The organism is Rheinheimera sp. MM224 (genome assembly GCF_947090785.1).
In the GTDB taxonomy this organism is placed as follows: Bacteria; Pseudomonadota; Gammaproteobacteria; order Enterobacterales; family Alteromonadaceae; genus Pararheinheimera.
On record NZ_OX352320.1, the window covers coordinates 2,856,459 to 2,870,757 of the forward strand.

Consider the following 14,299-nt stretch of genomic DNA (forward strand, 5'->3'; position numbering starts at 1 on the left):
CCCTTATGGCGAGCGCACTAAACGCACATAACCCAACTGATTTTGCTGCTTCGGCAAGGTATTGTCATTGCCATTGCGGATATCAAACACCCAGGCAGAAATACCACCACCACCCTCTGCGCTGGTTTGAGTTGTCCAGTAAAACATATTGTTCTGCACCGTGTGATCAGGTTCAAAACGGAAAAATGCCGGATCTAACAAGTGATTCTCACCAATACGACTAAAATCAGCGATAGACATTAGCTCTTCCAAAGTAGGTAAACGCCAGTTTGCACCGCCGCAGTAGGCTGTTTCATTCACTTCTTCGACATACACTTCGATGCCACAATTCTCGGTGCTTGGACAGGTACTTGAAGCAGGCGCAGGCACACCAGCTTCGTCACCATTACCCGCATTGGTATTAACAAAACTGTATCTGTTATTCGCTGCTCTTAAGGTACTGGCCGGAGGAGGTGTAATCAAAGGTTCCTTTAATTCCCAAATCAAACCTGTGACATTGTCACGTATGCAGGAGAACTCATTGGCGGTGTCTGCCAGTTCATCACCAAATTGGTCAAGCTTGGTAAAATCAAAGGCCTTTTCACCTTTGCCTATTTTACGTAAATACTGCACAACACTATCACGGCCGCCGTCTGCATCTTGGCGCGGATAGTCTTCGTCACCACAGGGGATCACACCAGAAATGTCATAACAGTTCACCACACCTGTATCAGGTAAATCTCCAAGTACGGCGTTACTTACAGTGACCAGCATAGTATCGGTCGCTGTCTGATTGTTGCTGTCAGTAGCTATTAATTGCAATTCCAACTGACTGGTACCTGAGATGTCTGGCGCAATAAAAGAAGCCTGACAAGAGGTGGGATTGACCAGCACCAACGTCTGGCCTTTTAACTGACTCCAACGACAACTAAAGCTACCAGTCACTGTGCGTGTCCCGCTACCGTCTAACTGCACTTCAGCAAATTCCCGTACCTGCTGATCGGCTCCTGCATCAGCAATGATCTGTTGCGTGCTGGCACGGATCGGCACTGTGATACTGCCTTGAGCCGTTAAACCTTCATCATCGGTTATAGTCAGTGCCAGCTCGACATCGGTCTGAGTGGCCACTAACGGAGCAACAAAACTGACCGCTACAGTATTGATGCCTGTCAGTGTTACTGCAGGTCCTGACGTCTGGCTCCACAGATAAGTGGCAATACTGCCATCTGCATCCAAATCATAAGAAGAAGCTGCACTTATGCTGACGGTTAATCCCTGGGCCACAGGCAATATAGACGGCTGGGTAATTTGTAAAACAGCAACAGGCCCCTGATTTTCAGCATTAACCAACACCTGAACTTCGTCTGTTAAGTTTTGACCTCCAGGCGTTGTATAGGTCACCTGAAACACTAAAATGCTATCAGCCTTTACCGCGGGCGCGATAAGAGTTACAGATGCAGTACTGGCTGGAATACCTTCCACTGCAACGCCGGATAACTGACGCCAGGAAAAATTACCGCCTGCAGGATCGCCCAAAGCATTCAGTATAAAACTGTCCGTTTCATTCACGGTTTGATCTATCCCTGCATTGACGCTGGCAGTAGAACCACCAGAATCATCACCACCTCCGCCGCCACATCCAGTGAGAAATACACTAAGCAAAAGTAAAAGAAACCATTGTTGTGTTCGTATCATTGTATTTATTCCACCGCATGATGTTATGGAACTGCCGATCAGCACCAGTAACAGCAAAAATTTGACGTTAGAAGTAACCCAGAAAAGCAAAGCAAAAGGCAGGCCAGTTTTGTGGAAATAAGCAACAGAGGTTGCTTGAAAAAGCGAGGCGCTTACAGAGCCTCTACCACTACACCTTGTTCAGATAATCGAATACGGGAAGCACCGTACTCCTTTTTAGTTCTCAATACTTCATTACCAAAGCTGGTTTCCACTCCAGCAAAAAGTTGCTGGGTGACTTCGATACAAACTGACAACAACAGCTGGCGTCTTTGCTCCTCCAGTTGCTTGATATCCGCTATAAAAGCAGAAGCAATGCTGCGGTGTTCTTCAAACTCTTCGACCATAGCGGCCATTTGCTCCTGCACTGCAGGCGATTTATCCATTTGTTTAAGCTGCTCAACATGTTGCTTTACCAATTCCATTTCGGCTTTTAAACCAACTAAACTGGTACGTAAAACATTTTGTTTTTCAATCAGCGGATCCATCTGCTTGTTCAGTACAATTTGCAGCAAACTGCCTGACGGCGCGCCAAGATTGCCGCAGCGTAAACCATTTCCCAGGTAATAACGGCCACCGACAATTTTGCCATTGGCTTTTTCTTCGGTACCGGCTAATACAGAATCGGCTTCTACCTGACAGTGTAATAACTGCTTGGAGACAGTCAAACGACCTTCACATTTGATACTGGCATATTGTGCCAGAGTGCACTGCACATGGCCTTTTGCCCGCACTTGTGTACTTAATTCAGTACTTTCACCAACCTCACTGACCTGATGGCCGATAATGGCCCCACCTATAGTGACATCACCACCGGATTCGATCAGATCACCTTCAAATATGCCCTTTACAAATACATTACCGCCAGCAATGATTTTCATTGCTTCATTCACATCACCATTAATGACTACTGCACCTTTAAAAATGATGTGACCTGAACCAGCGTCGACTTTATTGATGACAAATACTTCATCAACAGCGACACAAGCATCTAACAAGCGTGGCATGCCATCTTTGCTGGCAACCAGCAGATCCGGATTATCAGCAGAAACAGCAGAGCCCTCAGCTGCCCCCCATGGTAATTGCTGGCCATCCAGCGCAGACAAACGAGTGCCTGTCACCGTCATGCCCTCTTTGCCTTTGGTCGGAGGATGGCGGCGCATCAAAACTTCACCGGTTTTCACCGAAGCAATGGCACCAAAATCACGTAAGTCAACTTTGCCTTCAGAACGGGCTACAGGTTGTTTACTGCGAGTGGACATATCACGAATAAGGAGCTCAAACACTGAGTCACGACCAGGGGTGGGCAATTTGCCTACAGCGATTTCAGCTTTAGTTTTGCTTCCAGGCTCAGCGCGGCTGGCCTGTGCCACTAGTTGAAGGATTTGTTCTTTCTGAAAACCAAAAACAATTCCCGCTTCTTGTCCGGCTTTTACTGCTTCGTTGGCAGAAATTGGGTTGCCACCATAAGCAGCGGTAATCTCAGCGGTCGCCAGCATAGCGTCACTGCTAATCTCAATCTTAAGTTGAGCATGAATACGTTCGGCGACTTTGTATTTCAGCACATGGCCTTCGGCCTGCAGCTGCTGCTTGATTTTTTGTTGGACTTGCTGGTATTCCAGCAACAGATTTTTGATTTGGTCTTGTAGTAACAGACAACGGCCATAACCTGCTTGCTGTAATTGCTCTTTGAGTAAGTCAGCCGTCAGATTAGTCTGAGTCACAGGCATATGAATAAAGACTAAATCGTCTTTGAGGCTAAACTGACACGCTAATACATTTACTGTCACAAGCAATTACCACTTTTAAAGCAAGCCGCCACTACAACATTTTCATCAAGCAAAGGAACAATGTTCCTTAAATCAGGATTTGTACCTAATCACCTGATTAAATATAGTTCTCTTGGTGGATCCGGATAAATAAATCTGTTCCCACTTTGCTGTAATCTACTTTGTACTCTTTGTTATTTAAAGCCTGAACAAATAACAGTGTTTTGTTTTCACTGAACACATCGGAGCTAGCGATATCTACTAATTCCAGATAACGGGCTTTCGCATCCGCTTTGCTCGAAGGTACTTCTTCAGTAAATATTTTCACACCATGACGAGTAGCAACAATCACCGGATCACCAGTATCATTCACAATGACTAAATCCACTTTTTTTTGTTTGTGGATCAAGGTGTTACGTCCACTGACTAAAAATGCTTTTTCGTAATTATTCATAACTGAAATACCGTTTTTAATTTTATTTTATTGCGTCATTATGATACAGACGCACATCAAGTGTCTAGGTGACTGTATTGTCTAAACATTGTAACCGGATTTGATTCACTTTGCGGCAAAAATCAGCAGGTTCGGAACCTATAGCACTCATCGGAATAAACAGATCAAAGCCGGTTAATTGCCGCAATAATTGCATGCGACGGGCAAACATTGCAATAGCGCCTTTATAACTGCGTGTAGTCCCCCTGTATTCACCTACCTCAACCATCAATTCTGTAGGGCAAGTACCGCCAGGACAATTGCTGCCAAGCGCTGCAATCAAAAGATGACGTTGCTCTACCATAATGTGAACTGCTAAGCGGGGCTGAAGTTGGTTAAGAAACTCATCATAGTGACGAAGCTTTACTCCAATGTATGCCATTTCTCTACCCGCCAGTTCAGGCACTGAAATAAAAGAGAAGCCAGGCCAGGGGATGCACCAGCGTCCTTTGTGGTGCACATAGGAAAAACCTTGTTGATCCAGCTCTATTACATAAAGAGGCTCTGTTAATTTCGCATAACCCGCTATCAATCCCAGCACACAACAAATCAGCAATAATACCCAGGCTGAGCTGTGCAACAGATCAGGGATCAGCAGCAACAATAACAGCCATAGTAACAAGCCGCCACTACTGAGTAACAGAGTTTTGACCCCACCTCTGGCTGTAGCCGCTCTATATTGCAATTTATCCATCAGTCCATATACCAAAAGTAAAATATAGCCATCAGCACAACCCAGATAATGTAAAAGCGCATATTCTGACAAAACTCACACTTTTGTTCCGACATTCACTACTCCGATACGACCAACACCTGAGTCATTGCGATAACCCGTACACTGTTTTGGCTATTATTCCCTACAATAAAGCCCATTATTTTAAGAGTACCAGACTGGAGTTACCGTGGCGCAAAAAAATTCGAACCTGATATGGGTGTTGTTAGTTGGCCTCTCTGTATTTGTTATCTATCTTTTCCTTCAAAATCAGTCACCTGAAGAAGAACAAAAAGCAGCGGGTTCAGCCACATTAGTCAGCACCCAAATTGTCAGCCATTCAGCTTTAAAGCGTCAGGTTACAACTCTGGGTACTGCTCTTGCCAATGAATCAGTACAAATTGTCAGCAATGCCAGCGACTATTTAATCGAATTACATATCAATGAAGGTAAAACTGTTGAAAAAGGCCAGTTGATTGCTCAGTTAAACGATGTGGAAGAACGTGCTCGTGTTGCTGAGTTATCTGCATCTCTGGTCGATCAAAAACGCCAGTTGGAACGGGTGAAAAACCTGGCGAAAACTCAGGCCACTGCTCAGTCTTTACTGGATGAGCAACAAACCCGCGTGAACACCACTCAGGCCCAGTTGGATGCTGTAAAAGCACGTTTGAATGAAATGACAATCAGAGCACCATTTAGTGGCGTTTTGGGTTTACGTCAGGTCAGTGAAGGCGCTTATTTGACTGCAGGTACTGTGCTGACAACGCTCGATGATTTAAACAAAATCAGACTGGAATTCAGCGTGGCCGAATATTATCTGGCTCAGTTAAAGCCGGGCATGACAGTAAACGCCAGCAACGTGGCTTACCCTGGAAAAGTATTTCACGGCCAGATTAAAGCCATAGATACCCGCTTAGACCCTGTCACCCGATCCGTGAAAGTGCACGCACTGATGCCTAATGATGGCATGGAATTACGCCCTGGTATGCTGCTGAATGTCAGCGTAACGCTGGCGGAAGTACAAGCCTTGCAAGTGTCTGAAAAAGCCATAGTACCGCTGCAAAACAAGCAGTATGTTTTTGTGGTGAATAAAGATAACAGCGTGACACAAACCGAAGTTCAGCTGGGACAACGTATGCCGGGTCTGGTGGAAATTGTTTCAGGTTTAAACCCTGGCGATCAAGTGGTGATTGAAGGCACCACCAAAATCCGCTCTGGTTCTATGGTCACACCTACTGTTACAAAAGTGGGGCAATAAGCATGTGGTTATCTGATGTTTCGGTCAAAAGGCCGGTCTTTGCCACTGTAGTGAATTTGATTTTACTGATTTTTGGTATTGTCTGTTTCACCATGCTACCGCTGCGGGAATTCCCGGATATTGATGCACCAATAGTCACCATCAGTACGGACTATCCGGGCGCTTCGGCTGAAATCGTTGAAACCAAAATCACTCAGCCTATTGAGGATATGATTTCAGGCGTGGAGGGTATCAAAAATATCAACTCCAATAGCCGTGATGGCCGCTCAAACGTTACCATTGAATTTAATATCAGCCGTGACATAGACGCTGCAGCAAACGATGTGCGTGAGCGTGTCTCCCGTATTCTGGATAACCTGCCGGATCAGGCCTACCCGCCAGAAGTGTTTAAAGCCGACGGCGACGACGACACTATTGCCTGGTTTGTGCTGAACAGCGAAACCATGACCAACCTCGAATTATCTGACTATGCAGACCGTTATATAGTCGAGCGTTTCTCCGTGGTCGACGGTGTGGCCCGTATTCAGATTGGTGGGGAGCGCCGTTATGCCATGCGCTTGTGGCTGGACAAAGACGCTATGGCCGCCCGTGGTGTCACAGTGCAGGATATTGAAACTGTATTGCGCGCAGAAAACGTGGAGCTGCCGGCTGGTAATATCAAATCTGAAGATCGTAACTTTACCGTTCGGGTTGTTCGTACCTACAAAACTCAGCAGGACTTCAGCCGATTAGCCATTAAACGGGGTGAAGATAATTACCTGGTACGCTTAGGTGAAGTAGCACAAGTAATTTTAAGTTCGGAAGATGAAGAAAACGAGTTCCGTGGTGATGGTAAAAACCTGTTAGGCATAGGCATTATCAAGCAGTCCAAAGCCAACACGCTGGACGTGGTACAAAATGCCCGGGTTGAAATGGAGAAAATTAAAGCCAGTTTACCAGCAGGCACCACCATAGAACCGGGTTACGACTCGTCACTTTTTATCGCTGAATCCATCAAAGAGGTGTACAACACTTTAGGTATTGCCATGGGTATGGTGGTACTGGTGATTTTCCTGTTCCTCGGTAATTTGCGCGCTACTTTTATTCCAGCCATCACAGTGCCTGTGGCTTTAGTGGCGGCTGTAACTGTGCTCTACGCCCTGGATTTCTCTATTAACTTACTGACCTTACTGGCCATGGTTTTAGCCATAGGTTTAGTCGTAGACGACTCGATAGTGGTACTGGAAAACATTTACCGGCGTATTGAAAATGGCGAACATCCTCTACTGGCGTCATACCGTGGTACCCGCGAAGTAGGTTTTGCTGTTATTGCTACCACCTTGGTATTGATTGCGGTCTTTGTGCCACTGGTCTTTATGCAGGGTGAATTGGGCAAGCTCTTTACAGAATTTGCTTTAGCTGTAGCAGCTGCTGTGGCCTTTTCTGCCATTACTGCTTTGACCCTCTCCCCTATGCTGGCTAGTAAGTTACTGACGCATAAAAAACGTGAATCCCGATTCAGTGCCGCCATGCACAAAGGTTTTGCCAAACTGGAAGTGGGCTACAGTAATCAGCTGAATTCCGTGATAGCGCGCCGCTGGCCCACTATGGCCGTGTTGGTGATGAGTTTTGTGGCGACCCTGTTGCTATTGAAGTTAATCCCTTCTGAGCTGGCACCACAGGAAGACAGAGGCACCTTTTTTGTCAATATGAGTGGCGCTGAAGGCGCAAGTTACGCCAACAACAGCCGTAATATGCGTTTAATCGAAGATTTACTAATGCCCTACTACGAAAAAGGTGAGTTTAACCGCTTGCTGATCCGGGTACCTGGTTGGGGCAATTCAGGTGGCGTCGCCATAGTCGGCACCGAAAACTGGAATAATGGTAAAAGACGTACCTCAGAGCTGATGCAGGAAGTCAGTGGCAAACTCAACGAGTTACCTGACGTCAAAGCCTTCACCTTTATGCGCAGCGGCTTAGGCGGCGGTCGTGGTGGTGGTCGTCCTGTGCAATTTGTTATTCAGGGTAATACCTATCAGGAACTGGTGCAGTGGCGCGATATAGTGCTGGCAAAAGCGGCAGAAAATCCACAATTACAAATGCTGGATCACGACTACAAAGAAACTGTGCCTCAGGTACTGGTGGAAATTAACAGTGAACGGGCCGCCGATTTAGGTATTTCTGTGGGCGCTGTAGGTCAGGCTCTGGAAGCTATGTTGGGTGGCCGCAGGGTCACGACTTTCCTCGACAGGGGCAAAGAATACGACGTGATACTCGAAGGTGAAGATAAAGATTTTGCCAAACCTGGCAGTATCAGCAATGTGTATGTGCGGGCAAAAGAGTCAGGCAAACTGATCCCTCTGGATAACCTGGTGGTGCTCAAAGAAGAAGCGACCACATCCAGCTTAAACCGCTACAACAGAATGCGCAGTATCACCATTACCGCTAACCTGGCTCCGGGCTACAGCTTAGGCGAAGCACTGGAGTTTTTAGAAACAACGGTGAAAGACAATATCGAAGGCACTGTAGGTATCGACTATAAAGGCGAGTCACTGCTGTTTAAAGAAAGCGGTGAGTCAACAGTACTGATCTTTGCTTTGGCTTTGCTGATCACCTTCTTGGTTTTGGCCGCACAATTTGAAAGTTTTGTGCATCCTTTTGTCATTATGCTGACAGTACCACTGGGTCTGGTCGGTGCTTTGGCGGGTTTGTATTTAGCAGGAATGACGCTGAATATATACAGCCAGATAGGTTTGGTGATGCTAATAGGTTTGGTGGCGAAAAACGGTATTTTAATAGTCGAATTTGCCAACCAGCTGCGTGACGCCGGAGTAGAGTTTGAAGAAGCCATTAAACGCGCTTCCACCCTACGTTTGCGCCCTATAGTCATGACAGCCTTCACCACAGTATTCAGCGCTATTCCGCTGATTGTTACTACTGGCCCAGGCTCTGAAAGCCGTATGGTCATTGGTATGGTGATCTTCGCTGGTGTGGGTGTTGCCACCCTGTTGACCATTTATGTGGTACCTGTGGCTTATATGGTATTGGCCCGCAATACAGGCTCACCACAAGCCATTAGTAAACAACTGGAACAGCTGGATAAAGAGGCTCCGGAAAAATCGCCGGAACACTAAATTTTTATACAACAGCAGATAAGACCTCGCTTTATGCGGGGTGTTTTTTTGCTCTTTGAGTCGTCCCCCTTCTGGTTTCAAAGCTCATCTTGTTTTGGATCTGGTTTATTGCGACAAAAATCAGCTACCTTAGCTCTTGTGCTTGCCTAAGGGAATAAAAGCAAATGGACCATTGGCTTATTTTTTGTGCGCTTTTTCCGCTACTCAGTGTGCTGCTGTTTTTAGTGGTATTGCGCTGGCCTGCCCGCAAGGCAATGCCACTTTGCCTTGCGGGCACAGTGATCTTAAGTGCCATGGTTTGGTCTGTATCAAGCATACAGATAGCGGCAGCTGTCGCTGAAGGGCTAGTGATCGCCGCCACTGTGCTGTGGGTGGTGTTTGGTGCTTTGCTGCTGTTAAACCTGTTGGAAAATAACGGCAGCTTTTTAATGATCCGCCGTGGTTTTGCCAGTATCTCCAGCGATCATCGTATTCAGTTATTGTTTGTTGGCTGGTTACTGGTGGCTTTTTTAGAAGGTGCAGCTGGTTTTGGTACTCCGGCCGCTATAGCTGCACCTCTGCTGATTGCATTGGGGTTCAGACCTTTAGCTGCTGTGGTTTTAACCTTAATAGCCGATTCAGTGCCTGTCTCTTTTGGTGCTATTGGCACTCCTGTGCTGGTAGGTCTGACCAACGGATTGCCAGGTGTTTCGCCAGAGCTGATAGAGCAAAGCGCTCTGACCGCAGCCAGTATTGATCTGTTGTGTGCCAGCTTAATCCCAGTGCTGATGTGCCTACTATTGTGCCGATATTTTAGTGATACTCCAGGCTGGCGCTCTGGTTTGGCTATTGCACCGCTGGCCTTTTTATCAGGTCTTTGTTATAGCCTGCCCGCTTATCTGGTAGCGCGTTATCTGGGTCCTGAATTTCCGTCTTTGTTAGGTGCTTTGGCAGGCTTGGTGCTGCTGACCTTGCTGGTGCGTTTTGGTATAGCCGTGCCTGCGACTCTATGGCGCTGTGACAACGAAACGGATAAAACCTCAACAGAGGATAAAGCTGCGCCACAACCCTTAGCTTTATTCAAAGCCTGGGGCGCTTATCTGTTGCTTGCGGCTTTATTAGTGATAAGCCGACTTGAATTTTTACCTTTTAAAGCTGCTTTGCAAGCCGTGCAATTCAATTGGTCAGAGATTTTTGGCTCCACCTTATCCACCTCAGTTCAGCCTTTGTATTTACCCGGTACTTTGTTTGTGTTGACCGTACTCTTGTTATTGCCATGGCAAACCAAACGTCGCCAACTGATGCGTATAGCGACGACTGAAAGCTTAAGCAGGATCTGGCCTGCTGCTATTACGCTTGCCAGCGCAGTGCCTATGGTACGGTTGTTTTTGCATTCGGATCTGAACAGTGCAGATTTGCCAGCTATGCCGATGTATCTGGCCGCTATGGCCACTGCGCATCTGGCGGATATCTGGTTGTGGTGTGCGCCGTGGGTGGGTGCCTTAGGGTCATTTATCGCAGGTTCTGCAACCTTTTCCAACCTGATGTTTGCCAGTATGCAACAACAACTGGCGACGGATTCAGGCCTGCCCTTGCACCTGGTATTAGCATTACAAATGCTGGGAGCCAACGCAGGCAATATGCTTTGTGTAGTAAACGTGGTAGCTGCAGCTTCAGTAGTGAAACTAACAGGGCAGGAAGGACAGATTATGCGTTTTACCTTAGTTCCTATGGCACTGTATTGCCTGCTGGCAAGCGTAGTGGCGGTTTTACTCTACGGCGTTACAAGGTAGTCGAAGGGGTCAGCACATCCGTGGTTTTTCGCTGATAATGCTGTACTGTTTTTTCTATAACCCCCTGGTCATACAACTTCTGCCAGGCTTTTTGCAATTTGACTAACATAGCTTTGGATAAGGTTTTTTTACTGAAACCAAAATAGACAGGACTTTTATACACCAGCACTAAAGGCTGGTAATTTTTGGCATTTTTATACTGATGTGTTTGCCAGTAATACAGTACGGATTCATCCTCCAAAATTGCGTTGACCCTGCCCGCTTCCAGCAAGGCCAGCTTGTCCTGAATACTGCTGATACTGACCAATTGCCTGGCAAAAAAAGGATTTTGTTTTAACAGCTCAAACTCTTCGCCGTAATAAGCCCCATTAAGCTCAGCGATACGGCCCAGATCAACATCATGAGATAAATCTTTTAAAGCCGATACTTCAGGTAACTTATCCGGATTGCCTATCAACCAAATGGACTCAACATGATGAGGACCAATAAAAGCAAAATCGCTTTTCCGTGCTTCGCTGTACGACAAATGACTGACCAAATCCAATTCACCGGATTTGATTTGCGCTAAAGAGCGCAGCCAGGGACTGTTGATAAACTGCAGCTCGCAGCCAACCTCCTTTGCCAACAGCTGCAACAGCTCGACACTTTGTCCCTGCCAGCTTTGATCTTTTAAGATCAGATGAGGTGGAAAGTCGACTTCCGCAGCCATACGCAGTACACAAGACTGTGTTACACCACAGTACAACAACGCTACAGCAGCTAATCCAGACAACAACCTTTTTCGCATCAACGAACCTATGAGTCAGATCACACAAATCTACTATTGCACGGCATTATTTGCTTTACCAGATGTGGTCATCCTGCTTCGGCAAATATCTTCCGCTATGACTTGTTTCCATCTTGCATTCGTTTTATTGTCGCTTATGTAAACATCTGGTTTTATTCGTTAAATTAAAGATAGGGAATCATCGGCGTGAATAAAAAAATGCTGTTGTTATCTGCTGCTTTTTGCAGCTTGGTAGTGAGCACCACAGCTTTGGCTGCGGAAAAAGGCAAAATAGGTCTGGCATTGGATATTGCAGTCGAAGGTGGCTTTTTTAACCCCACTTTATCCAGCGTTAAAGTAAAAAAACTTGTACCAGGTGGTGCCGCAGAAAAAGCCGGGCTATTGGTAGGTGATCAAATTTTGAAAATAGCTGACTGCGCCATTCCGGGATGTCCTGCCGATGATGCCAAAGATTTAATGAAAAGAAATAAGGGTGAGTCTGTCAGCTTTTTAATTAAACAAGCAGATGGTACACAACTGACCAAAACAGTGGTTGCTGAATAAGCCTCTACTCCTCACTTTAAAAGACATCCAGACCGCCGGACATTTCTGCTGACGTCCGGCGCCCTGCTCTGCTACACTGCGCTGGTTTTGTTGAAGGTGTTCTGCATAGCATTTAGCCATTGCAATGAACTTGAAAGGGAAACAGGTGTAAATCCTGTACTGTACCCGCAACTGTAAGCCGCTCTAAACTGAGTATGGCAAGTCAGATGTCCTGCCTTTACAAACCTCAGGCGTTGCAACCTTTTGCAACACACAGTGCGGGCTTACACTGTGCCGGAACTCTGCGTTTTTTTGCAGTATGTCCTGGTCCCTGCCCGTTTTTTAATGGAGCGTTTTAGTGGGCCACACCCCGGTTGTCGAATTTTTGCAGGTACAGTTGCAGATCAATCAGCAGCAGATTTTAACTGGGCTGAATTTTGCCATTGAGCCAGGCCAGTTTGTGGCTTTGCTTGGCCCGAATGGTGCCGGAAAAACCAGCTTATTACGACTGCTGCAAAAAGAATATCAGCCAAGCTCCGGTCAAATTAAATTGCAAGGCCACCCCCTTTCCAGCTTTAGCCAGTCTGAACTTGCTGCCAAGGTCGCTTTAGTCAGTCAGTTATCCGGTCCCTTATTTGATTTAACAGTAGCCGATGTGGCGCTGATGGGGCTAATTCCTCATAAAGCTTTATGGCAAACCAATACAGAGCAGGACCTGCAGCAACTCAAGCTAAGTCTGGAATTGGTAGGTTTAGCGAATAAAGAACGTCATTCTTTTGCCCATTTATCCGGCGGTGAACAACAACGGGTGTTATTGGCCCGTGCCGTGATGCAAAAACCTTTGTTGTTATTGCTCGATGAGCCGACCAACCATCTGGATTTGTATTACCAGCATCAGGTGCTACGCATTGCCAAAGCGCTGAATATTACGGTGATCGCCAGTATTCATGATTTAAATCTGGCGTCACGTTACTGCGACCGCTTATTGCTGCTTAATCAAGGCCAATTGGTCGCAGACGGCACTGCAGAACAAGTGCTGACGCAGGAGTTGCTTACAGAAGTGTTCCGTATTCCTTGTTTAATAGATCAAAACCCTTTTGGCGATTGTCCCCGCGTCAGTTTTGGCTACAAGGACGAAGTATGAGTAAGGTGTTATTAGCAGCTTTGCCTGTGCCACTGCGTCTTTTACTAGCTATGGTATTGCTGGTAACGGTATGCCTGTTGGCATTAAGCACCGGATCAGTACCTATCCCGGTTGCCGGATTATTTGGCCTGGCACCACTGGATGAAATGCAGTCGACTGTGCTGTGGCAACTGCGGTTTCCACGTTTATTATTGTCTTTACTGGCAGGTTCAGGTTTAGCCCTTTGTGGTGCTTTATTACAAAACGCCAGCCGCAATCCTCTGGCCGATCCTTATTTATTTGGCATAGTTTCAGGCGCCGCTTTAGGTGCAACCATAGCCACTATAGTAGTTCCGCAGTGGCAACTGCTCACGCCGCTATTCGCCTTTTTTGGTGCTTTGCTGGCTGTGTTTCTGGTGCTGATTATTGGTGCCAGCAGTCGCTGGCAGAGGCTGGAAAGCCTGTTGCTTTGTGGCGTAGCCGTCAGCTTTATGCTCAGTGCTATCACCACGACCTTATTGTATTTATCTGAACCTTTTGCCGCCAACCGCGTGATGTTCTGGCTGATGGGCAGTTTAAGTCAGGCCAGCCTGACTCATGTCGCTTTGATAAGCCCGCTGGTGTTTATCACTTTGCTGTTGGGTTTACTGTATCGCCGCCAGTTAGATGCTTTGGTATTAAGTGATGAAAGTGCCCGTAGTTTAGGCGTTAATGTACAACCTTTGCGTTTAGTTATTTTGCTGCTTTGTGCTGCGGTCAGCGCTGCTATTGTCGCCTGTTGTGGCGGCATTGCTTTTGTGGGCCTGATGATCCCCCATCTGGTGCGCTCCTTATTTGGTTTATCCAGCGTGGCCTTGTTGCTGGGGTCTGTCTGGCTGGGCGCTGTGTTTTTAGCTGGGGTGGATACCTTATCCCGCAGCGTATTGCCAGACCAGGAATTACCTATAGGGGTAGTCACTTCAGCCATAGGCAGCCTGTTCTTTTTATCCATGTTATTTAAATACCGTCGCGGTTAAATGCTGATGAAAACGGAGTCG

General features: G+C 46.7%; 11 protein-coding genes and 1 riboswitch. Of the genes, 6 read left to right on the forward strand and 5 right to left on the reverse strand.

Annotation, left to right across the window (positions count from 1 at the left end; translation table 11 throughout):
* Positions 1 to 3 precede the first annotated feature (3 nt).
* The 4 genes from OM978_RS13375 to OM978_RS13390 all read right to left on the reverse strand — a co-directional run bounded on the left by OM978_RS13375 (position 4) and on the right by OM978_RS13390 (position 4,669).
* Positions 4 to 1,674: a DUF1566 domain-containing protein gene (locus OM978_RS13375; protein WP_264342691.1), complete on the reverse strand. Its 1,671-nt coding sequence runs from the start codon at positions 1,672 to 1,674 to the stop codon at positions 4 to 6.
* Between the two features lie 152 nt (positions 1,675 to 1,826).
* Positions 1,827 to 3,503, reverse strand: coding sequence for a DUF342 domain-containing protein (locus OM978_RS13380; RefSeq protein ID WP_264342692.1), 1,677 nt, complete (start codon positions 3,501 to 3,503; stop codon positions 1,827 to 1,829).
* Between the two features lie 97 nt (positions 3,504 to 3,600).
* Positions 3,601 to 3,936, reverse strand: a complete 336-nt coding sequence (locus OM978_RS13385) for a hypothetical protein (protein ID WP_053423581.1) — start codon at positions 3,934 to 3,936, stop codon at positions 3,601 to 3,603.
* A 64-nt stretch (positions 3,937 to 4,000) separates the two neighbouring features.
* Complete coding sequence (locus tag OM978_RS13390) at positions 4,001 to 4,669, reverse strand: DUF2982 domain-containing protein (protein WP_264342693.1); 669 nt, start codon at positions 4,667 to 4,669, stop codon at positions 4,001 to 4,003.
* Positions 4,670 to 4,877: 208 nt separating this feature from the next.
* Between OM978_RS13390 and OM978_RS13395 the strand changes: the two genes are divergently transcribed.
* From OM978_RS13395 to OM978_RS13405, 3 genes are all read left to right on the forward strand, one after another.
* On the forward strand, positions 4,878 to 5,945 hold the full coding sequence (locus OM978_RS13395; RefSeq protein ID WP_264342694.1) for an efflux RND transporter periplasmic adaptor subunit: 1,068 nt from the start codon (positions 4,878 to 4,880) through the stop codon (positions 5,943 to 5,945).
* 2 nt (positions 5,946 to 5,947) lie between these two features.
* On the forward strand, positions 5,948 to 9,058 hold the full coding sequence (locus tag OM978_RS13400; protein ID WP_264342695.1) for an efflux RND transporter permease subunit: 3,111 nt from the start codon (positions 5,948 to 5,950) through the stop codon (positions 9,056 to 9,058).
* 164 nt (positions 9,059 to 9,222) lie between these two features.
* Entirely contained in the window at positions 9,223 to 10,830 is a 1,608-nt protein-coding gene (locus OM978_RS13405) for an L-lactate permease (protein ID WP_264342696.1), read from the forward strand.
* On the opposite strand, the gene OM978_RS13410 is transcribed toward OM978_RS13405, so the two are convergent.
* Positions 10,820 to 11,617: a substrate-binding periplasmic protein gene (locus OM978_RS13410; protein ID WP_264342697.1), complete on the reverse strand. Its 798-nt coding sequence runs from the start codon at positions 11,615 to 11,617 to the stop codon at positions 10,820 to 10,822. The genes OM978_RS13405 and OM978_RS13410 overlap by 11 nt on opposite strands.
* A 186-nt stretch (positions 11,618 to 11,803) precedes the next feature.
* Here OM978_RS13410 and OM978_RS13415 point away from each other — a divergent pair, with 186 nt between their 5' ends.
* The 3 genes from OM978_RS13415 (at position 11,804) to OM978_RS13425 (ending at position 14,278) form a co-directional block, all read left to right on the forward strand.
* Positions 11,804 to 12,160: a PDZ domain-containing protein gene (locus OM978_RS13415; RefSeq protein ID WP_264342698.1), complete on the forward strand. Its 357-nt coding sequence runs from the start codon at positions 11,804 to 11,806 to the stop codon at positions 12,158 to 12,160.
* Between the two features lie 77 nt (positions 12,161 to 12,237).
* Positions 12,238 to 12,394: riboswitch (cobalamin riboswitch) on the forward strand.
* Between the two features lie 103 nt (positions 12,395 to 12,497).
* A complete protein-coding gene (locus tag OM978_RS13420) occupies positions 12,498 to 13,283 on the forward strand; it encodes an ABC transporter ATP-binding protein (protein WP_264342699.1) in 786 nt (261 codons plus the stop codon).
* Positions 13,280 to 14,278: a FecCD family ABC transporter permease gene (locus OM978_RS13425; protein WP_264342700.1), complete on the forward strand. Its 999-nt coding sequence runs from the start codon at positions 13,280 to 13,282 to the stop codon at positions 14,276 to 14,278. Before OM978_RS13420 ends, OM978_RS13425 begins: the two co-directional genes overlap by 4 nt.
* The last annotated feature ends 21 nt before the right edge of the window (positions 14,279 to 14,299 follow it).